22 protein-coding genes are annotated in these 25,448 nt (G+C 65.2%); 18 read left to right on the forward strand and 4 right to left on the reverse strand.

The annotated features are described in order from the left end of the window. Nucleotides 1-553: 553 nt before the first annotated feature. Nucleotides 554-1,333, reverse strand: a complete 780-nt coding sequence (yaaA, locus tag IB256_RS01350) for a peroxide stress protein YaaA (protein ID WP_192291885.1) — start codon at nucleotides 1,331-1,333, stop codon at nucleotides 554-556. A gap of 506 nt (nucleotides 1,334-1,839) precedes the next feature. On the opposite strand from yaaA, the gene IB256_RS01355 reads away from it, so the two are divergent. The 9 genes from IB256_RS01355 to ubiT all read left to right on the forward strand — a co-directional run bounded on the left by IB256_RS01355 (nucleotide 1,840) and on the right by ubiT (nucleotide 9,014). Further along, a complete protein-coding gene (locus tag IB256_RS01355) occupies nucleotides 1,840-3,231 on the forward strand; it encodes a PhoH family protein (protein ID WP_192291882.1) in 1,392 nt (463 codons plus the stop codon). Between the two features lie 156 nt (nucleotides 3,232-3,387). After that, nucleotides 3,388-3,879, forward strand: a complete 492-nt coding sequence (gene moaC / locus IB256_RS01360) for a cyclic pyranopterin monophosphate synthase MoaC (RefSeq protein WP_192291879.1) — start codon at nucleotides 3,388-3,390, stop codon at nucleotides 3,877-3,879. Further along, a complete protein-coding gene (locus tag IB256_RS01365) occupies nucleotides 3,876-4,124 on the forward strand; it encodes a MoaD/ThiS family protein (RefSeq protein ID WP_138216131.1) in 249 nt (82 codons plus the stop codon). The genes moaC and IB256_RS01365 overlap by 4 nt, the downstream gene beginning before the upstream one ends. A 4-nt stretch (nucleotides 4,125-4,128) precedes the next feature. Then, the gene (gene moaE / locus IB256_RS01370; RefSeq protein ID WP_192401052.1) at nucleotides 4,129-4,581 is read left to right on the forward strand and encodes a molybdopterin synthase catalytic subunit MoaE; all 453 of its coding nucleotides are present in this window, start codon (nucleotides 4,129-4,131) and stop codon (nucleotides 4,579-4,581) included. 227 nt (nucleotides 4,582-4,808) lie between these two features. Further along, nucleotides 4,809-5,363: a molybdenum cofactor biosynthesis protein B gene (moaB, locus tag IB256_RS01375; protein WP_081516155.1), complete on the forward strand. Its 555-nt coding sequence runs from the start codon at nucleotides 4,809-4,811 to the stop codon at nucleotides 5,361-5,363. Then, nucleotides 5,360-6,595: a gephyrin-like molybdotransferase Glp gene (gene glp, locus IB256_RS01380; RefSeq protein WP_192401053.1), complete on the forward strand. Its 1,236-nt coding sequence runs from the start codon at nucleotides 5,360-5,362 to the stop codon at nucleotides 6,593-6,595. Before moaB ends, glp begins: the two co-directional genes overlap by 4 nt. A gap of 55 nt (nucleotides 6,596-6,650) precedes the next feature. Next, nucleotides 6,651-7,646, forward strand: coding sequence for a ubiquinone anaerobic biosynthesis protein UbiU (ubiU, locus tag IB256_RS01385; protein ID WP_138216134.1), 996 nt, complete (start codon nucleotides 6,651-6,653; stop codon nucleotides 7,644-7,646). 10 nt (nucleotides 7,647-7,656) lie between these two features. Then, nucleotides 7,657-8,547: a U32 family peptidase gene (locus IB256_RS01390; RefSeq protein ID WP_192401054.1), complete on the forward strand. Its 891-nt coding sequence runs from the start codon at nucleotides 7,657-7,659 to the stop codon at nucleotides 8,545-8,547. Further along, a complete protein-coding gene (gene ubiT / locus IB256_RS01395; protein WP_192401055.1) occupies nucleotides 8,541-9,014 on the forward strand; it encodes a ubiquinone anaerobic biosynthesis accessory factor UbiT in 474 nt (157 codons plus the stop codon). The genes IB256_RS01390 and ubiT overlap by 7 nt, the downstream gene beginning before the upstream one ends. Before the next feature lie 127 nt (nucleotides 9,015-9,141). Here ubiT and IB256_RS01400 read toward each other — a convergent pair whose 3' ends face one another. From IB256_RS01400 to IB256_RS01410, 3 genes are all read right to left on the reverse strand, one after another. Further along, nucleotides 9,142-9,510 (reverse strand): putative zinc-binding protein, encoded by a 369-nt coding sequence (locus IB256_RS01400; RefSeq protein WP_015478588.1) that lies wholly within the window; start codon nucleotides 9,508-9,510, stop codon nucleotides 9,142-9,144. Nucleotides 9,511-9,719: 209 nt separating this feature from the next. Then, nucleotides 9,720-10,373 carry a two-component system response regulator NarL gene (narL, locus tag IB256_RS01405; protein ID WP_081516145.1) on the reverse strand — a complete coding sequence of 218 codons (654 nt, stop codon included), beginning with the start codon at nucleotides 10,371-10,373 and terminating at the stop codon, nucleotides 9,720-9,722. Continuing rightward, on the reverse strand, nucleotides 10,370-12,232 hold the full coding sequence (locus IB256_RS01410; protein WP_192291864.1) for a histidine kinase: 1,863 nt from the start codon (nucleotides 12,230-12,232) through the stop codon (nucleotides 10,370-10,372). Before IB256_RS01410 ends, narL begins: the two co-directional genes overlap by 4 nt. 173 nt (nucleotides 12,233-12,405) lie before the next feature. Between IB256_RS01410 and IB256_RS01415 the strand changes: the two genes are divergently transcribed. The 9 genes from IB256_RS01415 (at nucleotide 12,406) to IB256_RS01455 (ending at nucleotide 25,343) form a co-directional block, all read left to right on the forward strand. Further along, nucleotides 12,406-13,707, forward strand: a complete 1,302-nt coding sequence (locus IB256_RS01415) for a nitrate/nitrite transporter (RefSeq protein ID WP_192401056.1) — start codon at nucleotides 12,406-12,408, stop codon at nucleotides 13,705-13,707. Between the two features lie 12 nt (nucleotides 13,708-13,719). Then, the gene (locus IB256_RS01420; RefSeq protein ID WP_192291861.1) at nucleotides 13,720-15,123 is read left to right on the forward strand and encodes a NarK family nitrate/nitrite MFS transporter; all 1,404 of its coding nucleotides are present in this window, start codon (nucleotides 13,720-13,722) and stop codon (nucleotides 15,121-15,123) included. Between the two features lie 95 nt (nucleotides 15,124-15,218). Further along, nucleotides 15,219-18,998: a nitrate reductase subunit alpha gene (locus tag IB256_RS01425; protein ID WP_192401057.1), complete on the forward strand. Its 3,780-nt coding sequence runs from the start codon at nucleotides 15,219-15,221 to the stop codon at nucleotides 18,996-18,998. Nucleotides 18,999-19,009: 11 nt separating this feature from the next. Next, nucleotides 19,010-20,545: a nitrate reductase subunit beta gene (gene narH, locus IB256_RS01430; protein WP_138216141.1), complete on the forward strand. Its 1,536-nt coding sequence runs from the start codon at nucleotides 19,010-19,012 to the stop codon at nucleotides 20,543-20,545. A gap of 5 nt (nucleotides 20,546-20,550) precedes the next feature. Next, the gene (narJ, locus tag IB256_RS01435) at nucleotides 20,551-21,291 is read left to right on the forward strand and encodes a nitrate reductase molybdenum cofactor assembly chaperone (RefSeq protein ID WP_192291855.1); all 741 of its coding nucleotides are present in this window, start codon (nucleotides 20,551-20,553) and stop codon (nucleotides 21,289-21,291) included. Nucleotides 21,292-21,293: 2 nt separating this feature from the next. After that, nucleotides 21,294-21,980: a respiratory nitrate reductase subunit gamma gene (gene narI / locus IB256_RS01440; protein WP_024765823.1), complete on the forward strand. Its 687-nt coding sequence runs from the start codon at nucleotides 21,294-21,296 to the stop codon at nucleotides 21,978-21,980. Nucleotides 21,981-22,082: 102 nt separating this feature from the next. After that, the gene (locus tag IB256_RS01445; RefSeq protein ID WP_192401058.1) at nucleotides 22,083-22,901 is read left to right on the forward strand and encodes a peptidylprolyl isomerase; all 819 of its coding nucleotides are present in this window, start codon (nucleotides 22,083-22,085) and stop codon (nucleotides 22,899-22,901) included. A 116-nt stretch (nucleotides 22,902-23,017) separates the two neighbouring features. Further along, entirely contained in the window at nucleotides 23,018-24,004 is a 987-nt protein-coding gene (gene moaA, locus IB256_RS01450; protein ID WP_192291848.1) for a GTP 3',8-cyclase MoaA, read from the forward strand. Between the two features lie 562 nt (nucleotides 24,005-24,566). Then, the gene (locus IB256_RS01455; protein ID WP_081516127.1) at nucleotides 24,567-25,343 is read left to right on the forward strand and encodes an ABC transporter substrate-binding protein; all 777 of its coding nucleotides are present in this window, start codon (nucleotides 24,567-24,569) and stop codon (nucleotides 25,341-25,343) included. Nucleotides 25,344-25,448: the final 105 nt, after the last annotated feature.

Genomic DNA, 25,448 nt, shown 5'->3' on the forward strand with positions numbered 1-25,448 from the left:
GAAATGCATGTCATGGCCAAAGGCTGTTAATGGCCAATGGATTACAACGGAGAGGGCGAATCAGGACGATTTCCATCCTTCCGACCGGTCCGGGCGGTCGAAAAATTTTCTCACGATTAATCCTGAAGCAGACGAACGGTCATTTTGTCCATTTGGAAAGTGTGGTCTTCAGGGGGCGTTTTGGGCAGGAAACGTACAGATCCGCCACCCGTGACCGGGTAGTTCCATGGTCAATGGCTTACAGGCCACTTGGAATCAGCGGTGATTTTGGGACGAAACAGAGGCGAAGCGGTGCGGTTAATCGCCCCCTGTAGGAGCGGGCCGCGCCCGCGAACCGTCGGCAGGGCTGCCAGTTGCACCAGCTTCGGTCTTGCAGGGGCTTTCGTAGGAGCGAGCTTGCTTGCGAACCGCCCAACGCCGGACGTCCCGGCAGGACGAGCGGGGCGCCTGGCCCATGCCCGCAACCGCACCCATGGGGCGTTCCCGCAGGTTCTGCGCGGAAACGAAAACGGGAGCCCTCAGGGCTCCCGTTTGGTGCAGCAGAAAAGGCGATTCAGTCTTCGGCGTGGTCGCGCAGGAACACCAGCTGGTCAGCTTTGGAGTGCTCCGCGCTATACGCGTAGCCCGCGTAGTTGAAGTCCTTCAGGCCCTCGGGGTTGGTCAGGCGCTCCTTGATCACGTAGCGCGCCATCATCCCGCGGGCCTTCTTGGCGTAGAAGCTGATGATCTTGTACTGGCCGTTCTTCAGGTCCTTGAACTCGGTGTCGATCACCCGTGCGTTCAAGGCCTTGCGTTTGACTGCGCCGAAGTACTCGTTGGAGGCCAGGTTCAGCAGTACGTCGTCGCCCTGCTCGGCCAGGGATTCGTTCAGCCAGGCGCTGATGCGCTCGCCCCAGAAGGCATAGAGGTCCTTGCCACGGGTGTTGGCCAGCTTGGTGCCCATTTCCAGTCGGTACGGCTGCATCAGGTCCAGCGGGCGCAGCACGCCGTAGAGGCCGGAGAGCATGCGCAGGTGGCGCTGGGCGAAATCGAAGTCGTCTTCGCTGAAGTCCTCGGCCTGCATACCGGTGTAGACGTCGCCCTTGAAGGCCAGCAGTGCCTGCTTGGCGTTGGCGGGGGTGAAGTCCGGGTGCCAGCTCCCGAAGCGCGCGGCGTTGAGGCCGGCCAGCTTGTCCGACAGGTGCATCAGCTCGGCGATCTGCGCCGGGGCCAGTTCCCGCAGGATGCCGATCAGCTCCTGGGCGTCGTCCAGGTGCTCGGGCAGGGTAAAGCGCTGCGTCACCGGCGCGGTGTCGTAGTCCAGGGTCTTGGCGGGCGAAATCACCATCAGCATCGTGCGGTCTCCTACAAGCGAGCGGCGATTGTAAGGAGTCGCGGGCGTTGGCTCCACCTATGGGGACGATTAGCGTCGGGCCAGTGGCACAGGCGACATCTATATAGGCAGGCGAGGAAGCGGTGGCAGTCGGCGGCGAGTGCCGGTGCAGATGCGGCGTGCAGGGCTAAGGGACTGATCCTGCGAAAAAAGCGGAGGGCGTTACGAGGGGTAGGACTCCTAAAACTAGCGCTGTCCGGAGCCCCCGCCAAGGTATTTCGTCGTACGACGAAAAAAACTTTCGTAGGAAGGAAAAAGACTTTTTATCGTCATGTTTTTTCCTGTATTTGTTGAGTCGTAGACCGCCGAACCCTGCAGACAGGTGGCGGCCCCGGCCCGGCCAGTCCCTTGTATGCAGTGCTCTCGAATCCTGCCAATCCCAGGAATCCGAGAGCCGGTGGCTCACCGCACGGCGGAGCGCTGTAAAGGCATTCCGTCGTAACGCTCCTACAAGAGGTGACCTGCGTATGGATGACCACGGACGCTCCCGCCCCACCCAGCCCACCCTGTACGTCCTCGACACCAACGTCCTGATCCACGATCCCAACGCCTTGCTGAACTTCCAGGAGCACCACGTCGCGATACCGATGACGGTGCTGGAGGAACTGGACAAGCTCAAGACCGGAAAACACACCGTGGCTGCGGAATGCCGCCAGGCAATCCGCCTCATCGACCAGGTGCTGGGTGAGGCCTCGCCCGAGCAGGTAGAGGATGGCGTGCCCATCCAGCGCGGCAAGAGCGGGCCGTGCGGCAGCCTGTCGATCCTCATGAGCAAGCGCGCCGAGCCGATCACCTGGCTGCCCGAGCACCTCAACGACAACAAGATCATCAACCAGTTGGTGGAGCTGAAGAGTCGCCATAGCAGCAAGCGTGTGGTGCTGGTCACCAAGGACATCAACATGCGCCTGAAGGCGCGTGCCTGCGGGGTATTCGCCGAGGATTACCACACCGACCAGCTGGTCGATGACATCAACCTGCTGTCGCGTGGTTATCACTCGCTGAGCGGATCGTTCTGGGACCGCGTCAGCAAGGTGGAGACCCGCCAGGACCGCGGTCGCACCTGGCACCGCGTGCAACTCACCGACAACCTGCCGGCGGTGCACATCAACGAGTTCATCGTCGATGAGCAGGGTTTCGTCGGCTGGATCAAGGGCATCGACCAGGACGAGCTGACCATCCTCGACCTGCACCAGGAACCGCTGCTGCACCAGGAAGCCTGGGGCCTGCGTCCGCGTGACGTGTACCAGTCGCTGGCGCTGTACGCGCTGCTGGACCCGGACATCCACCTGGTCAACCTGTCCGGCGCCGCTGGTTCGGGCAAGACCATCCTCGCCCTGGCTGCCGCCATCGAGCAGACCATGGTCACCAAACGCTACAAACGCATCATCGCCACCCGCAGCGTGCAGGGCCTGGACGAGGACATCGGCTTCCTGCCCGGTACCGAGGCGGAGAAGATGGAGCCCTGGCTTGGCGCGATCACCGACAACCTCGAAGCGCTGCATTCGGATGATGAGTGTACCCATGGCAGCGTCGACTACATCCTCAGCAAGGTGCCGCTGCAGTTCAAATCGCTGAACTACATCCGCGGCCGCAGCTTCCAGCAGAGCCTGATCCTGATCGACGAGTGCCAGAACCTCACCCCGCACCAGATGAAGACCATCATCACCCGCGCGGGCAACGGTTCGAAGGTGGTCTGCCTGGGCAACCTGGCGCAGATCGATACCCCCTACCTGTCGGCCACCAGCTCCGGCCTGACCTACCTGACCGAACGCTTCAAGGACTTCCCCCACGGCGTGCACGTGACCCTGCAAGGGGTGCCGCGCTCGGTGCTGGCGGAGTTCGCCGAAGCCCACATGTAACACCAGCCAAGGCCCGCCATCCGGCGGGCCTTTTCTTTGCGCCCCGTCTACCTCTTCTTGTATACAATCCCCCCTCCAATGCGCCGTCCGCCGGCCTGCCGGCTGCGCGCACCGGGAGTACACTGTTCCCCCTGATCCACCGGAGAGTTCCCAGCCGTGCTGACCCATCTCGATTCTCAGGGCCGCGCCAACATGGTCGATGTCACCGAAAAAGCGGTGACGTCCCGTGAGGCCGTGGCCGAAGCCCGGGTGCGCATGCTCCCGTCCACCCTGCAACTGATCCAGGACGGCGGCCACCCTAAGGGTGACGTGTTCGCCGTGGCGCGCATCGCCGGCATCCAGGCGGCGAAGAAGACCCATGATCTGATCCCGCTTTGCCACCCGTTGCTGCTCACCAGTGTGAAGGTCGAGCTGGCCGCCGAGGGTGAAGACACCGTGCACATCGTCGCCCGTTGCAAACTGGCCGGGCAGACCGGTGTGGAGATGGAAGCCCTGACCGCCGCCAGCGTCGCCGCGCTGACCATCTACGACATGTGCAAGGCCGTGGACCGTGGCATGACCATCGACAGCGTGCGCGTGCTGGAGAAGCTCGGCGGCAAGAGCGGTCATTACATTGCTGCAGAAGGCGTAGCAGGAGACACCCCATGATCCGCGTGCAGTACTTCGCCCGCTACCGTGAAGCACTCGGCCTGGATGGTGAGCAGCTGAACTGGAGCCAGTCTCTGGCCAGCCTGGACGACCTGCGGCGCCTGCTGCTGGAGCGCGGCGGCGTCTGGGACGTGCTAGGCGAGCAGAACCTGATGTGCGCGCGCAACCAGGAGCTGTGCTCCCTGGACGAGCCCCTCGCCGACGGCGACGAGGTGGCGTTCTTCCCCACCGTTACCGGAGGCTGAGCCCATGGCGATCCGCGTCCAGCCGGCGGCGTTCGATCCGGGTGCCGAACTCAACGCGATGCACGCCGCCAACGTCGGCGTCGGAGCGGTGGTCGGCTTCGTCGGCTACGTGCGTGATTTCAACGATGGCCGCGAAGTGGGCGGCATGTTCCTCGAACACTACGCCGGCATGACCGAGAAGGCGCTGGCGAAGATCGAGGTCGAGGCCAATGAGCGCTGGCCGCTGCTGCGCCTGGAAATCCTCCACCGCATCGGCCGCCTGGAACCGGGCGAGCCCATCGTCTTCGTCGGTGCTGCCAGTGCACACCGCCAGGCGGCGTTCGATGCCTGCAACTTCGTCATGGACTACCTGAAGACCCGCGCGCCGTTCTGGAAGAAGGAAGACACCACCGAAGGCCCGCGCTGGGTCGAAGGGCGCTGCAGCGACCAGGCAGCCGCCGACCGCTGGAAGGGCTGATCCCCCCATTCACGGGATGGCGCATAACGCCGTAGGCGTTATGCGCCCTACGGGGTGTGCCAACGCTCAGCATAGGGCGCATAAAGCGGAACGCTTTATCCGCCGCCCCTGCAGAGCAGCGATGCCCCGCTCGCGCCGGGGCAGTACCTCCTAGGAGGAATGGGCGGTAGAGGGGAAGGGGCGCAGGCTGGCGCCAGCCCTTTTTGCTCCGAATCGGAGAGCCCCTCATGAGCCATCTCAGCACCCCGGAATTCCTGCCGCTGGAGATCGCTGTCCTCACCGTCAGCGATACCCGCAGCCTGCACAACGACACCTCCGGCCAGGCCCTGGTGACCTCGCTGCAACGCGCCGGCCACGCCCTCGCCGAACGCCAGCTGGTGATCGACGACATCTACCAGATCCGCGCCGTGGTTTCGGCCTGGATCGCCGACCCCAAGGTCCAGGTTGGCCTGATCACCGGCGGCACCGGCTTCACCGCCCGCGACAACACCCCGCAAGCCGTCGCTCCGTTGCTCGAACGCACCGTGGATGGCTTCGGCGAGCTGTTCCGGCAGATTTCCCGCGAGGAAATCGGTACCTCCACCATCCAGTCCCGTGCCATCGCCGGCATCACCAACGGCACGCTGATCTGCTGCCTGCCCGGTTCCACCGGTGCCTGCCTGACCGCCTGGGAAAAGATCCTCCTGCAGCAGCTCGACAGCCGTACCAAACCGTGCAATTTCGTTCCCCATCTCAAGCGCCTGCCCGAGCGCCCGGTGCTGGCCTGCGGTACACGCTCATGAGCGCCTGCGGCTGTTCCGGCTCCGGCCTGCGTCCGGTGGACGAAGCCATTGCCGCGTTGATGGACTTCGTTCCGCTGGCGCCGCCGACCGTGCGCGTCGATCTGGAGAAGGCCCTGGGCCGCATTCTGGCCGAGGACATCCATTCACCCATCGACCTGCCGCTGTGGGACAACAGCGCGATGGACGGCTACACGCTTCGCAGTGCCGACATGGGACCGGCGGGCGCACGGTTGCGAATCGCCGGCTATATCGCCGCCGGCGATGCCGCCCAGGTCGAACTGCAGCCTGGCCAGGCGATGCGCATCTTCACCGGCGCGCCGTTGCCGCCGGGGGCGGACAGCGTGATCGCTCAGGAAGACTGCGAGGTCGATGGCGACTGGCTGCAGGTGCCCGTGGTCGGGCATGGCAGCCATGTGCGTCGGCGCGGTGAAGAGCTGTGCGAAGGTGATGCCTTGATCAGTGCCGGGAAGAAACTGCGCGCCCAGGACCTCGGCCTGCTCGCCAGTGTCGGCCTGGACCGCGTCAGCGTCTATCGCCCGCTGCGTGTCTGTCTGCTGAGCAGCGGCGACGAGCTGCGCGAGCCCGGTGAGCCCCTGGCTCCGGGGCAGATCTACAACGCCAACCGCTTCAGCGTCGGCGCTTTGCTGCGCGGCTGGGGCATCGAAGTCCACGACTACGGCGTGCTCGCCGACACTCTGGCAGCCAGCCGCGATGCGCTGAGCCTCGCCGCGTCCGAATGGGACGTGCTGATCACCAGCGGCGGCGTGTCGGTGGGCGACCGCGACTACCTCAAGCAGGCGATCCGCGAACTGGGTGAGCTGCACTTGTGGAAGCTGAAGATGCAGCCGGGCAAGCCGCTGGCGTTCGGCAGCATCGCCGGCAAGCCGTGGATCGGCCTGCCGGGCAACCCGGCCGCCGCGCTGGTCACTGCACTGGTGGTGGCGCGGCCGTTCCTCTGGCGCGCCCAGGGGCGCAGCTCGGTCGAAACCTTGCCGGCCATGCTGCCGGCGGGCTTCGACTGGCCCACGGCCAACTCGCGGCGCCAGTACCTGCGCGCGCGCCTGGAGCTGGACAGCAGCGGCGTCGCCCGCATCTGTCTGCATCCGCAGCAGGGCTCGGCCATGCTGCGCGCAGCGAGCTGGGCCGATGGCCTGGCGGTGGTGGAGGCCGGGCGTACTCTGCACGCCGGCGAACCGCTGCCCTTCCTGTCTTTCAGCGAATTCGGCGCCTGACGCCGTTCCCGGCTGCCGGCGGGGGCCGGCAGCCACCGCAATGCCTGGGGGAAGCATGCAACTGGTCTGTCCGGCGGGGAGTCTGCCCGCCCTGAAATCGGCCCTGCGCGAGGGCGCCGACGCCATTTACGTCGGTTTTCGCGATGACACCAATGCCCGGCACTTCGCCGGCCTCAACCTCGATGACCGCCAGTTGCGCCAGGGCGTGGAGCTTATCCACAGCGCCGGCAAACAGATGTACGTGGCGGTCAACACCTATCCCGGCGCGGCCGGCTGGGCCCGCTGGCAACGCGCGGTGGACCACGCCGCCGACCTCGGCGTGGATGCACTGATCGCCGCCGACTGCGCGGTACTCGGCTACGCGGCCAGGCGCCACCCGAACCTCGCCCTGCACCTCTCAGTGCAGGGCTCGGCCACCAACGTCGCGGCGCTGGCCTTCTACCACGAGCGCTATGGCATCCGCCGCGCCGTGCTGCCGCGCGTGCTGTCCCTGGCGCAGGTACGCCAGGTGGCGGCGAACAGCCCGGTGCCCATCGAGGTCTTCGCCTTCGGCAGCCTGTGCATCATGGCCGAGGGGCGCTGTCACCTGTCGTCCTATGTCACCGGCGAGTCGCCCAACCTCTGTGGCGTCTGCTCGCCAGCCAAGGCGGTGCGCTGGAGCGAGGAGCCCGAGGGTCTGACCTCGCGCCTCAACGACGTGCTGATCGACCGTTACGCGCCGGATGAGCCGGCGGGCTACCCGACCCTGTGCAAGGGCCGCTTCGTGGTCAATGGCGAGCGCTTTCACGCCCTGGAAGAACCCACCAGCCTGAACACCATCGACCTGATTCCGCAGCTGGCGGAAATCGGTGTGGCGGCAGTGAAGATCGAGGGCCGGCAACGCAGCCCGGCCTATGTCGAGCAGGTCACCCGCGTCTGGCGCCAGGCGCTGGATGCGTGGCAGCGCGCACCCGAGAATTACCGCGCGCTGACCCAGTGGCAGGACGCCCTGGACAAGCTTTCCGAAGGCCACCAGACGACCCTGGGCGCCTACCATCGCTCCTGGCAGTGAGGACCTCGTGATGAAACTCAGCCTGGGACCGGTGCTGTTCTACTGGGACCGCCGGACACTCCTGGATTTTTATGCGCAGATGGCCGAACAGCCGCTGGACGCCATCTACATCGGCGAGACCGTCTGCTCCAAGCGGCGCGCCATGTCGCTCGACAACTGGCTGGGCCTGGGGCGCGAGCTGCAGCAGCAGAGCGGGGCGCAGATCCTCATCTCGGGCCTCGCGCTGATCGAAGCGGCCTCCGAGCTGTCGTCACTGCGCCGCCTCTGCGCCAACGGCGAGCTGCAGGTTGAAGCCAGTGACATGGGCGCGGTGCAGATTCTCGGCACCCTGGGCGTTGAATTCGTCGGCGGCCCGGCGCTCAACGTCTACAACGGCCACACGCTGGCCGAGCTGCACGCGGCTGGCTTGCGCCGCTGGGTGCCGCCGGTGGAATGCTCCGGCGAGCAGATCCACGCGGTGATCGAGCAGGCGCGCGAGCTGGGCATCAACGACGTGGAGACCGAGGTGTTCGCCTACGGTCATCTGCCGCTGGCCTACTCGGCACGTTGCTTCACCGCTCGGGCGGAGAACCGGCCCAAGGACGACTGCCAGTTCTGCTGCATGAACTACCCCGAAGGCATGTCAATGCTCAGCCAGGAAGGCATGCCGCTGTTCACCCTCAACGGCATCCAGACGATGTCCGGCGAGGCCAGCAACCTGCTGGCGGACTACGCCTCGCTGCGTGACTGCGGTGCCGATCTGCTGCGCCTGAGCCCCCGAGCCGAAGGCATGGTGGAAGTGGTGCGAGCCTTCGACCGCGTGCGCAAGGGCGCCACGCCGCCGCTGGCGGTGGAGGGTTGCAACGGATACTGGCATGGCCGCCCAGGCATGCTGCGCAGCGATGAGGTGAACCTGTGCTGACACTCGAAACCGGCGCCCTGCGCGTCGCCGACCGCCTGCTGCCCCTGGCCGCGCGCGTCCCCTCGGGGCTGCAGCGCGCGGTACTGCAGCGCGCCGCCAACCGCCTGTTCGCCGATCCGCTGGCGGACGGTGCCTTCGACATCCTCGACGGCCACTGGCTGCGCCTGGAAGTCAGCGATCTCGGTCTGGCCTGGAGCTTCACCCACGACCGTAATGGCTTGCGCTTTGCCGATGCCTGCACGCCGAGCGTGACCATCCGTGGCAGCTGGCGCGACTTCCTGCTGCTGGCGGGGCGGCAGGAGGACCCGGACACGCTGTTCTTCCGGCGTCGTCTGGTGATCGAGGGCGATACCGAGCTGGGCCTGGCGGTGAAGAACCTGATCGACAGCTTCGACCCGGACAGCCTGCCGGCGTGGTTGTGGAGCGCCATGCGCCGCGCCAGCCGGGTGGTGCAGGAGAGCGCCTGAGTCGCTCACCCTCTGCGATATCCATGCTGTTTTGGGGCGCCAATCGATGGGTATCGCTTCGCTCCACGCCATCCTACGCTGGAGCCGTCCTTCGGCTTTGAGCCGGGTCTGGGCGACTGACTAAGGCTCAGGCCGGGACGCGGACGAGGAACTGCAATTCCTCGTAGAGCATCTCGAAGTCCTGCACCGGCGCGTCCTGGCCGTAGCGCTTCTTCAGGCCGTACTCGGTCAGGGTGATCTCGTGCTCGGCCTTCACCCCGTGGCGCGCCAGGCAGTTCTGCACGCAGTGCAGGTGGCAACCGTCCACGGCGATGATCGGCCGGCCGGAGCAGGCCTTCTTCACCAGCGCCGGCACGTCGCCGCCCACTCCCGCGATGCAGGACATCTCCGCCAGGCCGTCACGGTCCAGGCGCAGGGCGAGGTCGTTGGCCAGCTGCGCGAGGTTCGAGCAGCCGGAACAGGAATAGACAAGGGGCAGGTGCGGCGAGGGCGGCATGGGGACCTCCAGGGTGAGTCCCGCAGTGTCCTGCCGCGACGGCTTGTCGCGACATGATCTGAATCAAGTCGGCGAGTGGACTACTACCTGGTAGGTAGGGCGAATAAAGCGGAACGCTTTATTCGCCGTCGCAGGCAGTTGGCGGATACCGCCTGGGGCGTTATCCGCCCTACGTACGGGATCAGCTTTTCGTAGGGGGGGAAGTGTGGTCAGACGAGGTGGTTCTCCACCGCCCACACCGCCGCCTCGACGCGCGAACGCATGCCCAGCTTGTGCAGCACGCGCTTGACGTGGACCTTCACGGTGCCTTCGGTGATGTCGAGTTTGCGCGCGATCATCTTGTTGCTGTAGCCGTGGGCGAGCTGGCGGAGGATCTGCCGCTCGCGATCGGTGAGCTCCTCGATGCCCTTGGGGCGGTCGTCGCCGCGCAGGGCCTGGGCCAGTACCTGGGTCAGCTGCGGGCTGATGGTGAGCTGGCCGGTGGCGGCCTGGCGGATGTGCTCGAGCAGGCGCTCGGGCTCCATGTCCTTGAGCAGGTAGCCGTCGGCGCCGGCGCGCAGCACGTTGATCACGTCGTTGCGGTCGTCGGAGACGGTGAACACCACGATGCGCGCATCTTCGCCGTTCTCGCGCATGGCGCGCAGGGTATCCAGACCGGTCATGCCCTTCATGTTGAGGTCGAGCAGGATCATGTCCGGCTCCAGCTCCGCGGCCATGCGCAGCGCTTCCTCACCGCTGCCGGCTTCGCCCACCACTTGCAGGTCCTCTTCGAACTCCAGCAACTGGACGACACCCTTGCGCATCATCGGGTGGTCGTCGACGAGCAGGATGCGTGCGCGGTCATCGGTGGGGGTGGCCGTCATGGGTGGGTCTCCGGGTGTTGCGACAGGGGTTTGTGGGTGAAGCGCACGCTGACACGGGTGCCCTTGGGCTCGCGCGGGGCGATGTTGAAGGTGGCTTCCAGGGTCTGACTGCGCTCCCGCATGATGCTAAGCCCATAGTGCCCATTGCGGCTCTGCGCTGGGTCAAAGCCGACTCCATCATCGTCCACGGTGATGCACACCTGGTCCTCGGCGTCCTCGAACAGGATGACCTTCGCGTGATGTGCCTGGGCGTGGCGCACCACATTGGACAGCGCCTCGCGGACGATCTGCAGGATGTGGATTTCCTCGTTGGGGTTGAGCGGGATGTGCGCCAGGCGGTTGTCCAGCTCGATGGACAGATCGCCGCGCTCGCCGAACTCCTCCACGGTTTTCACCAGTGCCGCTTCCAGGCTGGATTGCTCCAGGCTCAGGCGGAAGGTGGTGAGCAGCTCGCGCAGCTGGCGGTAGGCGCTGTTGAGGCCCTCGCGCAGCTCGTCGATTGTCTCGTCGATCTTCTCTGCTGGCACGTCTCGCTTGAGCAGGGTGGCCAGCCGGCTGACCTGGATCTTCAGGTAGGACAGCGACTGCGCCAGCGAATCATGCAGTTCGCGGGCGATGGTGCTGCGCTCGGCGAACAGCGCCAGGCGGTTCTCCTGTTCCTGCTGCAGTGACAGGGCGAAGGTGCGCGCGATGTTGTCGCAGAAGCCTTCGACGAACTGCTGCTGCCAGTCTTCCAGGTGGCCGTCGGGGGTCTCGATGAACAGCTCGCCGAAACGGTGCTCGCCGATGGACAGCGGCTGCATCAGCAGCGGGTTGATGCCGCGGATCGGGTTGTTGCAGTGGTCGGCCTGGGCGCGGCACTCGCCGCAGTTGCCCTGCAGGCAGAAACTGCCGGTGATGCCGTCGGTGGTCAGCGAGGAGTAAGCGCGCTCGACGCCGTCCTTGTTCAGGCACAGCGTCACCTTGCCGGCCTGCAGCACCCGTTCGAGCTGGTTCAGCAGCGGCTGCAGCGAGCGCTCGTCGTACGGATCCTGGCCCAGACGGCGGGCGCTGTCGTAGAGCAGCTCCAGGCGCTGGTGGCTGTTGGAGAGGTCGCGGGTCTTGTCCTCCACCCGCGCTTCCAGTTCGCGGTAGCTGGTCTGCAGTTCCGCGGCCATCTGGTTGAAGCGCTCGCCAAGCTGGCTCAGCTCGTCTTCGCCGCTGCTGCTGACGCGCGCGTCGAGGTCGCCTTCGCCCAGGCGGCGCGCGGTGGTGGTCAGTTCGCGCAGCGGGCCGACCACGTGGTAGCTCAGGTCGTAGAGGCTGATGAACACCACCAGCAGGCTGAGGAACAGGCACAGGCCCTGCACCGTGCTGAGCATCTGCGAACGGTACTCGGCGTTGCGTTGCAGGGTGCCGACGAAGCCGTCGATGTGCCCGACGAAGGTGTCCAGCGTCGCCAGGGCCGGGGCTTCGGAGAGGTCGAGGTTCTGCAGTTCCTCGCGCAAGCGGTCGTGCTGCTGGCGGATCGGCGCGTCGGCGTCGGAGCGGCGCAGCAGACGGGTGATCTCGTCGTTGTCCAGGCGCGCGGCGAGGGTCGATTGCAGGGCCTGGCGGTTGATCGGCGACGGGTCCAGCGCCAGGCGGTAGGTGAGCATCCGCAGCGAGCCGGCCTGGTTGATCACCGCCGCATCCTGGTGTGAATAGTCGGCGAACAGCAGGGCGCTGAACATCCCGGCCAGGGCCAGCGATACCAGTAGCGTGAGGTAGCAGCCGAAGCGCACGACGATGGATTTGCGCAGGGAAGGGCGTCCGGCAGGGGGACTACCCACAAAGAGTCGGTCGTTGCCGGCAGGGTCGGCAGTGCGTGCCGTATTCATAGAAAATGCCTTTTAAAACAATAAGTTAAGCATTCATTTCGGTGATACCCACAAGGAGGTAGCGGCGCGCATCTGCTCATGAATCGCCGTTTGGCTCATTGATGGCGATCAAGAGAAGGCGGCTAGTCCTTACCTAACGTGCGGGCAAAGGCCGTCAGGAAGTGAGCTTAGCCATGTTGTCCCACCGTCAGAAACAGTACTCCGTGCTCGGCATGAGCACACTGGCGTTCGCCGTGAACTTCGCGGTCTGGACGATGTTTTCGATCATCGGTATCCGCATCAAGGAAGAGCTGGGCCTGTCCGAGGCGCAGTTCGGCCTGATGGTGGCGCTGCCGATTCTGACCGGTTCGCTGGTGCGTCTGCCGCTGGGGCTGATCACCGACCGCTTCGGCGGTCGCATCGTGTTCTTCATCCATATGCTGCTGGTGGCCATCCCGATCTACGGCCTGGCCTTCGCCACCCTCTACTGGCACTACCTGGTGCTGGGCCTGTTCGTCGGCCTGGCCGGAGGCTCCTTCGCGGTGGGCATCGCCTACACCTCCTCGTGGTTCGAGAAGGAACGCCAGGGCACTGCCATGGGCATCTTCGGCGCCGGTAACGCGGGCGCGGCGATCACCAACCTGGTGGCGCCGATGATCGTGGTCGCCTTCGGCTGGCGCATGGTTCCGCAGATCTACTCGGTGGCCATGCTGGTGACCGCGCTGCTGTTCTGGTTCTGTACCTGGACCGACCCGGCCCACACCAAGGGCGGCGACGCCGACTCGAGCCGTCCGCGCCCGACCCTGGCCAAGCAGCTGGCGCCGCTGGGCGAGCTGCGCGTGTGGCGCTTCGGTCTGTACTACTTCTTCGTCTTCGGCGGCTTCGTCGCCCTGGCCCTGTGGCTGCCCAAGTACTACATCGCCGAGTACGGCCTGGACCTGCGCACCGCCTCCTTCATCACCATGCTGTTCACCCTGCCGTCGGGCCTGATCCGCGCCCTGGGCGGCTGGTTCAGCGACAACTACGGCGCCCGTGCGGTGAACTGGGGCGTGTTCTGGATCTGCCTGGTCTGCCTGTTCTTCCTCTCGTATCCGCCGACCACCATGACCATTCATGGCATCAAGGGCGACGTCAGCCTCGGCATCGGCCTGAACGTCTGGCTGTTCACCTTCCTGGTGTTCGTCGTGGGCATCGCCCAGGGCTTCGGCAAGGCCAGCGTGTACCGGATCATCCACGACTACTACCCGCAGAACATGGGCACCGTTGGCGGCATGGTCGGGGTCATCGGCGGCCTCGGCGGCTTCTGCCTGCCCATCCTGTTCGGCTACGCCGCCGACCACATCGGCGTGCGCTCCTCCTGCTTCATGTTGCTGTTCGGCCTGACCGTGATCTGCATGGTCTGGATGCACTACGCGATCAAACAGCAGCAACGCCTCGATGGCCAGGCTCACGCGGCTGACGTCGACGCTACCCCCATTCCTTCTCGTCAATCCTGAGGTAGTGCCGTCATGGGCATGATCAACTCCCAACTCAAAGCCGCCAGCGGTCCGCTGCTGATCGACTGGCGCCCCGAGGACTCCGAGTTCTGGGCGCGCAACGGCAAGCGCATTGCCGCGCGCAACCTGTGGATCTCGATCCCCGCGCTGCTGCTCGCCTTCGCCGTCTGGATGATCTGGAGCACCGTCACCGTGCGCCTGAACGCCGCCGGCTTCAGCTTCAGCAACGAGCAACTGTTCCTGCTTGCCGCGCTGCCGTCGATCTCCGGCGCCACGCTGCGGGTGTTCTACTCCTTCATGGTGCCGATGGTCGGTGGTCGTCGCTGGACGGCGCTGTCCACCGCGTCCCTGCTGATCCCCTGCCTCTGGCTGGGTTTCGCCGTGCAGGACCCGACCACCCCGTACTGGGTGTTCGCGACCATCGCTCTGCTGTGCGGTTTCGGTGGCGGCAACTTCGCATCGAGCATGTCCAACATCAGCTTCTTCTACCCGAAGAACCAGCAGGGAACCGCCCTGGGCCTGAATGCCGGCCTGGGTAACCTGGGCGTCTCGGTGATGCAGTTCGCCGTCCCCCTGGCCGTGGCCGGCGGCCTGTTCGGCGCCTTCGGTGGCGAGCCGCAGCAGCTGTCCGACGGTGGTCGGCTGTTCCTGCAGAACGCCGGCTGGATCTGGGTGCCCTTCATCGCCGTGGTGGCCATCGCTGCCTGGTTCGGCATGAACGATATCGCTGACTGCAAAGCCTCGTTCCGCGAGCAATCGGTGATCTTCAAGCGCAAGCACAACTGGCTGATGTGCTGGCTGTACGTGGCCACCTTCGGCTCGTTCATCGGCTTCTCCGCCGGCTTCGCCATGCTCAGCAAGACCCAGTTCCCGGACATCAACCCGCTGCAGTACGCCTTCCTCGGCCCGCTGGTGGGCGCCCTGAGCCGGCCGCTGGGCGGCTGGCTGGCAGACAAGTTCGGCGGCGCGCGCATCACCCTGTGGAACTACGCGGCGATGATCGCCGGCGTATTCGCAGTGATCAGCTTCCTGCCGGGTGCGAATGGCACGGGCAGCTTCTTCGGCTTCCTCGGCTCCTTCATCGGCCTGTTCTTCTTCGCCGGCATCGGCAACGGCAGCACCTTCCGCATGATCCCGGTGATCTTCCGCAACGAGTGGGCCGCACGCCTGAAGCAAGGCGGCTTCACCGAGGCCCAGGCGACCAAGAACGCCAGCATGGAATCGGCCGCGGTGATCGGCTTCTCCGCCGCCATCGGCGCCTTCGGCGGCTTCTTCATTCCCAAGGCGTTCGGCACCTCGCTGGCCATGACCGGAAGTGCCGAGGGCGCCCTCTACGTCTTCGTCGCGTACTACCTGAGCTGCATCGTCGCCACCTGGTGGTGGTACGCCCGCAAGGGCGCTGAAAGCCCCTGTTGATTGCTGCGGCGGGGCGCCCTGCGCCCGCCGCCAAACCGTTCCGCGAGCTTGATTAGCGTTTGAACGCCCGGCGCAGACCGGGTGAGGAGATACAGATGAGTTACCTGCTCGACCGCCTGCAATTCTTCAAGAAGAAGCAGGGTGAATTCGCCGATGGTCATGGCGAGGTCACCAACGAAAGCCGTGCCTGGGAAAACAGTTACCGGCAGCGCTGGCAGCACGACAAGATCGTTCGCTCTACCCACGGGGTGAACTGCACCGGCTCGTGCTCCTGGAAGATCTACGTGAAGAACGGCCTGATCACCTGGGAAACCCAGCAGACCGACTACCCGCGTACCCGCCCGGATCTGCCCAACCACGAGCCGCGCGGCTGCCCCCGTGGCGCCAGCTACTCCTGGTACATGTACAGCGCCAACCGCCTGAAGTACCCCAAGGTGCGCAAGCCCCTGCTCAAGCTCTGGCGTGAAGCCCGCGCCACCCACAACGACCCGGTGGACGCCTGGGCCAGCATCGTCGAGGACAAGGCCAAGGCCAAAAGCTACAAGAGCGAACGCGGCCTGGGCGGCTTCATCCGTTCGAGCTGGAGCGAGGTCACCGAGATCATCGCCGCGTCCAATGTCTACACCGCCAAGGTCTACGGCCCGGACCGCGTGGTCGGCTTCTCGCCGATCCCGGCCATGTCGATGGTCAGCTACGCCGCTGGCGCCCGTTACCTGTCGCTGATCGGCGGCGTGTGCCTGTCCTTCTACGACTGGTACTGCGACCTGCCGCCGGCCAGCCCGCAAATCTGGGGCGAGCAGACCGACGTGCCGGAGTCGGCCGACTGGTACAACTCCAGCTACATCATCGCCTGGGGCTCGAACGTCCCGCAGACCCGTACCCCCGACGCGCACTTCTTCACCGAAGTCCGCTACAAGGGCACCAAGACCGTGGCCGTTACCCCGGACTATTCCGAAGTGGCCAAGCTCACCGACCTCTGGCTCAACCCCAAGCAGGGCACCGACGCTGCGCTGGGCATGGCCTTTGGTCATGTCATCCTCAAGGAATTCCACCTCGAGAAACCCAGCGCTTACTTCGTCGACTACTGCCGCCAGTACACCGACATGCCGATGCTGGTGCTGCTCGAACCGCACACCGACGGCGTACTCAAGCCGACCCGCTACCTGCGCGCGGCAGACCTGGCGAACAACCTCGGCCAGGACAACAACCCCGAGTGGAAGACCATCGGCCTGGACGAAATCTCCGGCGAGCTGGTCTCCCCCACCGGCGCCATCGGCTATCGCTGGGGCGAGTCGGGCAAGTGGAACATCGAGGAAACCGAAGGCGGCGAGAAGCGTGAGACCCGCCTGGCCCTGACCCTCATCGACGGCCCGGAAAAAGCCTGCGACGTCGGCTTCCCGTACTTCGCCGGCCAGGAACACCCGCACTTCAAGGGCGTGGAGAACGACGAGGTGCTGGTGCGCCGCGTACCCTTCCGCGAAGTGACCGGTGCCGAGGGCCAGACCCTGCGCGTCGCCACCGTGTATGACCTGCAGATGGCCAACTACAGCGTCGACCGTGGCCTGGGTGGCCGCAACGTCGCTGCCTCCTACACCGACGCTGACGTGCCCTACACCCCGGCCTGGCAGGCCCGCATCACCGGCGTACCGGCTGCCCGCGCCATCCAGGTGGCCCGCGAGTTCGCCGACAGCGCCGACAAGACCCACGGCAAGGCCATGGTCATTATCGGCGCGGCGATGAACCACTGGTACCACATGGACATGAACTACCGCGCGGTCATCAACATGCTGATGATGTGCGGCTGCATCGGCCAGAGCGGTGGTGGCTGGGCGCACTACGTGGGCCAGGAGAAACTCCGCCCACAGACCGGCTGGGTCCCGCTGGCCTTCGGCACCGACTGGAGCCGTCCGCCGCGCCAGATGAACGGCACCAGCTTCTTCTACCTGCACAGCTCGCAGTGGCGCCACGAGAAGATCTCGATGCACGAGGTGCTGTCGCCGCTGGCCGACACCAGGCAGTTCCCCGAGCACGCGCTGGACTACAACATCCGCGCCGAACGCATGGGCTGGCTGCCGTCCGCCCCTCAGCTCAACCGCAACCCGCTGCACATCGCTGCCGACGCCGAGCGTGCCGGCATCCCGGTACAGGACTACGTGGTCCGCGAGCTCAAGTCCGGCAACCTGCGTATCGCCAGCGAGCAGCCGGATGATCCGCAGAACTTCCCGCGCAACATGTTCATCTGGCGTTCCAACCTGCTCGGCTCCTCGGGCAAGGGCCACGAGTACATGCTCAAGTACCTGCTGGGTGCTAAGAACGGCGTGATGAACGCCGACATCGGCAAGGACGGCGGTCCCTGCCCGGGCGAAGTGGACTGGGTCGACGAAGGCGCCGAAGGCAAGCTGGACCTGGTCACTACCCTGGACTTCCGCATGTCCTCCACCTGCATGTACTCGGACATCGTCCTGCCGACCGCGACCTGGTACGAGAAGGACGACCTCAACACCTCCGACATGCACCCCTTCATCCACCCGCTGTCGGCCGCCACTGACCCGGCCTGGGAAGCCAAGAGCGACTGGGAGATCTACAAGGCGATTGCCAAGAAGTTCTCCGAGGTCTCCGTCGGCCACCTGGGCGTGGAGAAGGACCTGGTCACCGTACCGCTGTTGCACGACACCGCCAACGAACTCGCGCAGCCGTTCGGCGGCAGCGACTGGAAGAAGGGCGAGTGCGAACCGGTTCCCGGCCGCACCATGCCGACCCTGCACGTGGTCGAGCGTGACTATCCCAACACCTACAAGAAGTTCACTTCCCTCGGCCCGCTGCTGGACAAGCTCGGCAACGGCGGCAAGGGCATCGGCTGGAACACCGACAAGGAAATCAAGCTGCTCGGCGAGCTGAACCACAAGGTTACCGAGACCGGCATCAGCGAAGGCCGCCCGCGTATCGAAAGCGCCATCGACGCCGCCGAGGTGATCCTCGCCCTGGCACCGGAAACCAATGGCCAAGTGGCCGTGAAGGCCTGGGATGCGCTGTCGAAGTTCACCGGTCGCGACCACACCCACCTGGCGCTGCCCAAGGAAGAAGAGAAGATCCGCTTCCGCGATGTCCAGGCGCAGCCGCGCAAGATCATCTCCAGCCCCACCTGGTCGGGCCTGGAAGATGAGCACGTGAGCTACAACGCCGGCTATACCAACGTCCACGAGATGATCCCGTGGCGCACCATCACCGGTCGCCAGCAGTTCTACCAGGATCACCCCTGGATGCAGGCCTTCGGCGAAGGCTTCGTCAGCTACCGGCCGCCGGTCAACACCCGCAGCACCGACAAACTGTTCAACAAGAAGCCCAACGGCCACGCCGAGATCACCCTGAACTGGATCACCCCGCACCAGAAGTGGGGCATCCACTCCACCTACAGCGACAACCTGCTGATGCTCACCCTGTCGCGCGGTGGCCCGATCATCTGGATGAGCGAGCACGACGCGAAAAGCGTAGGCATCGAGGACAACGACTGGGTCGAGGTCTTCAACGCCAACGGCGCCGCCACCTGCCGCGCGGTGGTCAGCCAGCGCGTGAAGGACGGCATGGTGATGATGTACCACGCCCAGGAACGCATCGTGAACCTGCCGGGCAGCGAGACCACCGGCACCCGCGGCGGCCACCACAATTCGGTGACCCGCGTGGTCCTCAAGCCCACCCACATGATCGGCGGCTACGCCCAGCAGGCGTGGGGCTTCAACTACTACGGCACCGTCGGCTGCAACCGCGACGAATTCGTCGTGGTGCGCAAGATGAACAAGGTCGACTGGCTCGACGGGCCGGAGCAGGGCGGACTGGGCGGTGACGCTCTGCCGCAACCGCTGCCCCAGGACATTTGAGGATTACTGCCATGAAAATTCGTTCGCAAGTCGGCATGGTGCTGAACCTCGACAAATGCATCGGTTGCCACACCTGCTCCATCACCTGCAAGAACGTCTGGACCAGCCGCGAAGGCGTCGAGTACGCCTGGTTCAACAACGTCGAAACCAAGCCCGGCATCGGTTACCCGAAAGAGTGGGAGAACCAGGAGAAGTGGAAAGGCGGCTGGAAGCGTAACGCCGACGGCTCCATCGTCCCGCGCATCGGCGGCAAGTTCCGCGTGCTGGCGAACATCTTCGCCAACCCGGACCTGCCGGAAATCGATGACTACTACGAGCCCTTCGACTTCGACTACCAGCACCTGCACACCGCGCCCAAGGCCCAGCACCAACCGGTTGCCCGTCCGCGCTCGCTGGTCTCCGGCCAGCGCATGCAGAAGATCGAGTGGGGCCCCAACTGGGAAGAAATCCTCGGCACCGAGTTCGCCAAGCGCCGCAAGGACAAGAACTTCGACCAGGTCCAGGCGGACATCTACGGTGAGTACGAAAACACCTTCATGATGTACCTGCCGCGCCTGTGCGAGCACTGCCTGAACCCGGCGTGCGTGGCGTCGTGCCCGAGCGGCGCGATCTACAAGCGCGAGGAAGACGGCATCGTCCTGATCGACCAGGACAAGTGCCGCGGCTGGCGCATGTGCATCAGCGGCTGCCCGTACAAGAAGATCTACTTCAACTGGAAGAGCGGCAAATCCGAGAAGTGCATCTTCTGCTACCCGCGCATCGAGGCCGGCCAGCCGACCGTTTGCTCGGAAACCTGCGTGGGCCGTATCCGCTACCTCGGCGTGCTGCTGTATGACGCCGACCGCATCCACGAAGTGGCCACCTGCGAGAACGAGCGCGACCTTTACCAGAAGCAGCTGGAGATCTTCCTCGATCCGTTCGACCCGAAAGTGATCGAGCAGGCCCGCAAGGACGGCGTACCGGACAGCGTCATCGAGTCCGCGCAGAAGTCGCCGGTGTACAAGCTGGCCATGGACTGGAAACTGGCCCTGCCGCTGCACCCGGAATACCGCACGCTGCCGATGGTGTGGTACGTGCCGCCGCTGTCGCCGATCCAGAACGCCGCTTCCGAAGGCCACATCGGCAACGACGGAGTGATCCCGGATGTCGAGTCCCTGCGCATTCCCGTGCAGTACCTGGCCAACCTGCTGACCGCCGGCGACACCGCCCCGGTGTTGCTGGCCCTCAAGCGCCTGCTGGCCATGCGTGCCTACAAGCGCTCCGAACACGTGGAAGGCAAGCAGGACCTGGAAGTGCTGAAGAAGGTCGGCCTGACCGTGAACCAGGTGGAAGAGATGTACCGCTACCTGGCGATCGCCAACTACGAAGACCGCTTCGTCATCCCCACTGCGCACCGTGAAGAGGCGCTGTCGGATGCCTTCGCCGAGCGTTCGGGTTGTGGCTTCAGCTTCGGCAACGGTTGCTCCAGCAACTCCGGCGTGAACCTGTTCGGCGGCAAGGCCGTGGACAAGCGCAACGTCATCCAGACCGTGCAGATACAGGAGTGATCGATATGGACACTCACAGCCAACTGCTCAAGCTCAGCGCGCTGATGCTCGACTATCCGCGCGTCGAACTGCGCGAGGAAAGCCTGGCGCTGCATGCCCTGATCCGCACCTGCGACCTGCCGGAAAAGCAGCGCGACGGCCTCGCCGCGCTGCTCAACGAGCTGTGCAAGGGCGACATCCTCGATGTCCAGGCCCGTTACGACGGGCTGTTCGAGCGCGGCCGCTCGGTCTCCCTGCTGCTGTTCGAACACGTGCACGGCGAAAGCCGTGACCGTGGCCAGGCGATGGTCGACCTGATGGACCGCTACACCCAGGCGGGCCTGGTCATCGACGTCAACGAGCTGCCGGACTACCTGCCGCTGTACCTGGAGTTTCTCGCTCTGCAGGACGCCGATTCGGCCCGCGTGGGTCTCGCCGAAGTCGCCCACATCCTCGCGCTGATCGCCCTGCGCCTGGAAGAGCGCGGCAGCAGCTATGCGGCGATCTTCAACAGCCTGCTGGAGCTGTCCGGCGAGCAGCCCGACCTCGGCGCGCTCAAGCGTGACCGTGAGCAGGAAGTGCGCGACGACAGCCTGGAAGCCATCGACAAGGCCTGGGAAGAAACCCCGGTGAGCTTTACCGAGCCCGCCGCCGGTTGCCCGTCCACCAGTGCCCGGCGGATTTCCTCCGCCGCAGAACAACCCATGCAGTGGGTCGCCCAGCCGGTGCCGCAGATGCAGTACCGGGCGGCCAGAGAAGGAGTCTGAACATGTCCCTCGATCTTCTAGCGTTCGGGATCTATCCCTACGTCGCGCTCGCCATCTGCCTGATCGGCAGCTGGGCGCGCTTCGACCTCTCGCAATACACCTGGAAAGCCGGCTCCAGCCAGATGCTGAGCAAGAAGGGCATGCGCGTCTACAGCAACCTGTTCCACGTCGGTGTGCTGTTCATCCTCGCCGGTCACTTCGTTGGCCTGCTGACCCCGCACTCGGTCTACGAGCACCTGATCAGCACCGAGCAGAAGCAACTGTTGGCGATGGTCTCCGGTGGCTTCTTCGGCATCCTCTGCTTCATCGGCCTGACCGGCCTGATCCTGCGCCGCCTGACCAATGAGCGCGTGCGCGCCACCGGCAATGCGTCGGACCTGATGATCCTGCTGGTGCTCTACGTCCAGCTGATCCTCGGCCTGTCCACCATCGTCGCCTCCACCCATCACCTGGATGGTTCGGTGATGGTCATGCTCGCCAACTGGGCGCAGTCCATCGTCACCTTCCAGCCGCTGGCCGCCGCCGAAGCGATCGCGCCGGTCTCGCTGGTCTACAAGCTGCACGTGACCCTCGGCCTGACCCTGTTCGTGCTGTTCCCCTTCACCCGCCTGGTGCACATCGTCAGCGCCCCGGTGTGGTACTTCGGCCGCCGCTACCAGGTGGTCCGCACCAAGCGTCGCGCAGCGTGATGAAGCGGCGGATGGCGCTGGTGCGTTATTCGCCCAACCCAACCTCGAACCCGTGGGGCGGATAACGCCATCGGCGTTATCCGCCATCCGGAGGTGATCGAAATGAGTTGCTCCCACTACGAAGCCAAGGTCGAACACGTCGACCTGCCGAAAATCGAAGTCAACGGCATCGCCATCGCCGAGGACGAACTGGCCCGCGAGCTGCAATACCATCCCGCGTCCAGCCACGCCGAGGCGCTTTACTCCGCCTGCCGCGCGCTGGTGGTACGCCAGCTGCTGGTGCAGCGCGCCGATGCGCTGGGCCTTGAGGCTGAAGCGGAAGAGGGCGAGGCCCTGGAAGAAGCGCGCATCCGCACCCTGATCGACCGTGAAGTCGGCGTGCCCGAAGCCGACGAAGCCAGTTGCCGCCAATGGTACAAAGCCAATCCCACCCGCCTGACCGCACCCTGGCGCATGCGCCTGCGCCATGTCCTGCTGGGCTGCGCGCCGGACGATCTGGAAGGCCGCGCCAAGGCCCGCGAACAGGCCGAGGAGCTGCTGGCCGAACTGCGTGAACATCCCGAACGTTTCGCCGAGAAGGCGATGCGCTTCTCCGACTGCCCGTCCAAGGACGACGGCGGTGAACTGGGCTGGATCGAACCGGGGCAGACCGTCCCCGAGTTCGAGAAACGCCTGCTGCAACAGCAACCCGGCCTGCTCGGCCATCCGCTGGAAAGTCGCTACGGCCTGCATGTGGTAGAGCTGATCGAGCGTGATGGCGGTGAGCCGCTGGACTTCGCGCAGGCGCGCCCGCGCATCGCCGCCTACCTGCGCGCCCAGGTGCTGCAGCGCGCGGTCAGCCAGTACATCAGCGTGCTGGCCGGCGAGGCCCGGATCGACGGCTTCGTCTTCGACGGGGCGGAGTCGCCGCTGGTGCAGTGAACCGGTTCCGGGCCCCTCTCTCCCAATTCCTCCCCCAGAGGAGGGAGGGGCTTCGGAAACGGCCATGAATTTCGGCTTTCACCGTGGATAGTGAAGGCCGGCCGGAGTGAAACACCATGTCCGAATGGATCGACGGCCAGGGCCGCAAGATCGACTACCTGCGCCTGTCCGTAACCGACCGCTGCGACTTCCGCTGCGTCTACTGCATGTCGGAGAACATGCGCTTCCTGCCGCGTCAGCAGGTGCTGACCCTGGAAGAGATCGAGCGGGTAGCGCGCCTCTTCGTCGAACGCGGCGTGAAGAAGCTGCGCCTCACCGGCGGCGAACCACTGGTGCGCCCCGGCATCGTCCATCTCTGTGAACGCCTCGCGGAGCTGCCCGGCCTGCGCGAACTGTGCATGACCAGCAACGGCTCGCAGCTTGGCAAACTGGCCGGCGACCTGCACGCCGCTGGCCTGACCCGCCTGAACATCAGCCTCGATACCCTCGATGCGCAGCGCTTCGCCGCCATCACCCGCACCGGGCGCCTGGAGCAAGTGCTGCGTGGAATAGACGCCGCCCAGCAAGCCGGGTTCGAGCACATCAAGCTGAACTGCGTGGTGATGAAGGGCCGCAATGCCGACGAAGTGCCGGCGCTGGTGGATTACGCCATCGCCCACGGGCTGGACATCAGCTTCATCGAGGAGATGCCGCTGGGGCAGGTCGGCCGCGAGCGCGAGGAGAGCTTCTGCTCCAGCGACGAAGTCCGCGCGCTGATCGCCGAGCACCACGAGCTGCTGGACAGCACCGAATACAGTGGCGGTCCGGCGCGCTACGTGCGTCTGGCGCAGCATCCGGGCACGCGCATCGGCTTCATCTCGCCGCACTCGCACAACTTCTGCTCCACCTGCAATCGCCTGCGCCTGACTGCCGAAGGCCGCCTGCTGCTGTGCCTGGGCCACGAGAACTCCCTGGACCTGCGCGGGCTGCTGCGCCGCCATCCGCTGCACGACGAACCCATCCTCGAAGCTCTGCGCGGCGCCCTGCAGCGCAAGCCGGCGCGCCACGAGTTCACCGTCGGCGACGTACAGGTGCTGCGCTTCATGAACCTCAGCGGCGGCTGAAGCCGACCTCCCTCGGCGGGCCTCGCGCCCGCCCTTTGCCTTGCCTGCCTTGCTCCCGGAAGCGGCAGATGATGCCCAGCGTCATCTGCCGCTTTCGCATCTTTCGCCAGGCAAAAGAAAAGCCCCTGCGACATGAGCGTATCGCGGGGGCTTCGGGCATCTGCCAAAGGTATAACCGTGGAAGCTACGGTAAATCATGCGAAAGAATCGTTTCGAATCCTCCTCGGATCGCTTCGGAACGCTTCCAGACTAAGGCGCCAGCCCGGTGCGAGACATTCCTCCGAAGGAGTAGCGCAGGGCGCGCAAAGGGGAGTGTGCCGTGCGGTCGCAGGGCGATTGACGTTGTGTACTTTTTAGTCCAGATTGGATTTTAAGTTTACGCGCGCCCGCGTGTGGACGGACCAGAACAAGCCAGAACAAGAAGTCGTTCGCCTGGGTCAGGGCAAGGCAATGCCGCCGCAACCTCCCGCGTTGCGCCCCGGACGAACCCAGACATGCCGTACTCACTGCCAGGACGTACCGGCCGGCGCTCGCCCCGGCGACCACACAACGGAGTTCATCGATGAATCGCAAAGCCCTGCTGGGCGGCCTGATGCTGGCCGCCTTCGCCACCTTCTCCCACGCCGACGACAAGCCGCTGCGCATCGGCATCGAGGCGGCCTACCCACCCTTCGCCTACAAGACCCCGGAAGGCGGCATCGCCGGCTTCGACTACGACATCGGCAATGCGCTGTGCGAAGAGATGAAGCGCAAGTGCCAGTGGGTCGAGCAGGAATACGATGGCCTGATCCCCTCGCTGAAGGTGCGCAAGATCGACGCCGCGCTGTCCTCCATCACCATCACCGAAGAGCGCAAGCACTCGGTGGACTTCACCCACAAGTACTACTTCACCCCAGGCCGCCTGGTGATGAAGGAAGGCTCGCAACTGGACGAGCAGTTCAGCCAGCTCAAGGGCAAGAACATCGGCGTGCAGCGCGGCTCCACGGCTGACCGCTTCGCCACCGAGGTGCTGGGCAAGGCCGGCGCCAACGTGGTGCGTTACACCAGCCAGGACGAGATCTATCTGGACCTGCTGGCGGGCCGCCTGGACGGCACCTTCGCCGACTCCATCCCGCTGGAGATCGGTTTCCTGGAAACCCCGCGCGGCAAGGGCTTCGCCTTCATCGGGCCGGAGTTCAAGGACCCGAAATACTTCGGCGAGGGCGCCGGGATCGCGGTACGCAAGGGCAATACCGAGCTGGTCGGCCAGCTCAACGCCGCCATCGACGCGCTGCGCGCCAATGGCAAGTACAAAGCCATCGAGGGCAAGTACTTCAAGAGTGATATCTACGGCGATTGATCTTCCGCCGAGTCGTCGAAAAGGCCGCCTTCGGGCGGCCTTTTTCGTTGGCGCTGGCGTCTTCCTGTAGGAGCGAACCATGCTCGCGAACCGAGCTCCCACCCA

The sequence above is a fragment of the Pseudomonas sp. PDM17 genome (genome assembly GCF_014851985.1).
In the GTDB taxonomy this organism is placed as follows: domain Bacteria; phylum Pseudomonadota; class Gammaproteobacteria; order Pseudomonadales; family Pseudomonadaceae; genus Pseudomonas.

Coding starts and splice junctions, on each gene's coding strand:
- narL (WP_081516145.1), bottom strand. CDS start 10,373: ATGACGGCCACCCCCACCGATGACCGCGCACGCATCCTGCTCGTCGAC.
- IB256_RS01400 (WP_015478588.1), bottom strand. CDS start 9,510: ATGCCGCCCTCGCCGCACCTGCCCCTTGTCTATTCCTGTTCCGGCTGC.
- IB256_RS01445 (WP_192401058.1), top strand. CDS start 22,083: ATGAGTTGCTCCCACTACGAAGCCAAGGTCGAACACGTCGACCTGCCG.
- IB256_RS01425 (WP_192401057.1), top strand. CDS start 15,219: ATGAGTTACCTGCTCGACCGCCTGCAATTCTTCAAGAAGAAGCAGGGT.
- IB256_RS01455 (WP_081516127.1), top strand. CDS start 24,567: ATGAATCGCAAAGCCCTGCTGGGCGGCCTGATGCTGGCCGCCTTCGCC.
- IB256_RS01410 (WP_192291864.1), bottom strand. CDS start 12,232: ATGAATACGGCACGCACTGCCGACCCTGCCGGCAACGACCGACTCTTT.
- moaA (WP_192291848.1), top strand. CDS start 23,018: ATGTCCGAATGGATCGACGGCCAGGGCCGCAAGATCGACTACCTGCGC.
- IB256_RS01415 (WP_192401056.1), top strand. CDS start 12,406: ATGTTGTCCCACCGTCAGAAACAGTACTCCGTGCTCGGCATGAGCACA.
- moaE (WP_192401052.1), top strand. CDS start 4,129: ATGGCGATCCGCGTCCAGCCGGCGGCGTTCGATCCGGGTGCCGAACTC.
- IB256_RS01420 (WP_192291861.1), top strand. CDS start 13,720: ATGGGCATGATCAACTCCCAACTCAAAGCCGCCAGCGGTCCGCTGCTG.
- narH (WP_138216141.1), top strand. CDS start 19,010: ATGAAAATTCGTTCGCAAGTCGGCATGGTGCTGAACCTCGACAAATGC.
- moaB (WP_081516155.1), top strand. CDS start 4,809: ATGAGCCATCTCAGCACCCCGGAATTCCTGCCGCTGGAGATCGCTGTC.
- IB256_RS01365 (WP_138216131.1), top strand. CDS start 3,876: ATGATCCGCGTGCAGTACTTCGCCCGCTACCGTGAAGCACTCGGCCTG.
- glp (WP_192401053.1), top strand. CDS start 5,360: ATGAGCGCCTGCGGCTGTTCCGGCTCCGGCCTGCGTCCGGTGGACGAA.
- IB256_RS01390 (WP_192401054.1), top strand. CDS start 7,657: ATGAAACTCAGCCTGGGACCGGTGCTGTTCTACTGGGACCGCCGGACA.
- narJ (WP_192291855.1), top strand. CDS start 20,551: ATGGACACTCACAGCCAACTGCTCAAGCTCAGCGCGCTGATGCTCGAC.
- yaaA (WP_192291885.1), bottom strand. CDS start 1,333: ATGCTGATGGTGATTTCGCCCGCCAAGACCCTGGACTACGACACCGCG.
- ubiU (WP_138216134.1), top strand. CDS start 6,651: ATGCAACTGGTCTGTCCGGCGGGGAGTCTGCCCGCCCTGAAATCGGCC.
- IB256_RS01355 (WP_192291882.1), top strand. CDS start 1,840: ATGGATGACCACGGACGCTCCCGCCCCACCCAGCCCACCCTGTACGTC.
- narI (WP_024765823.1), top strand. CDS start 21,294: ATGTCCCTCGATCTTCTAGCGTTCGGGATCTATCCCTACGTCGCGCTC.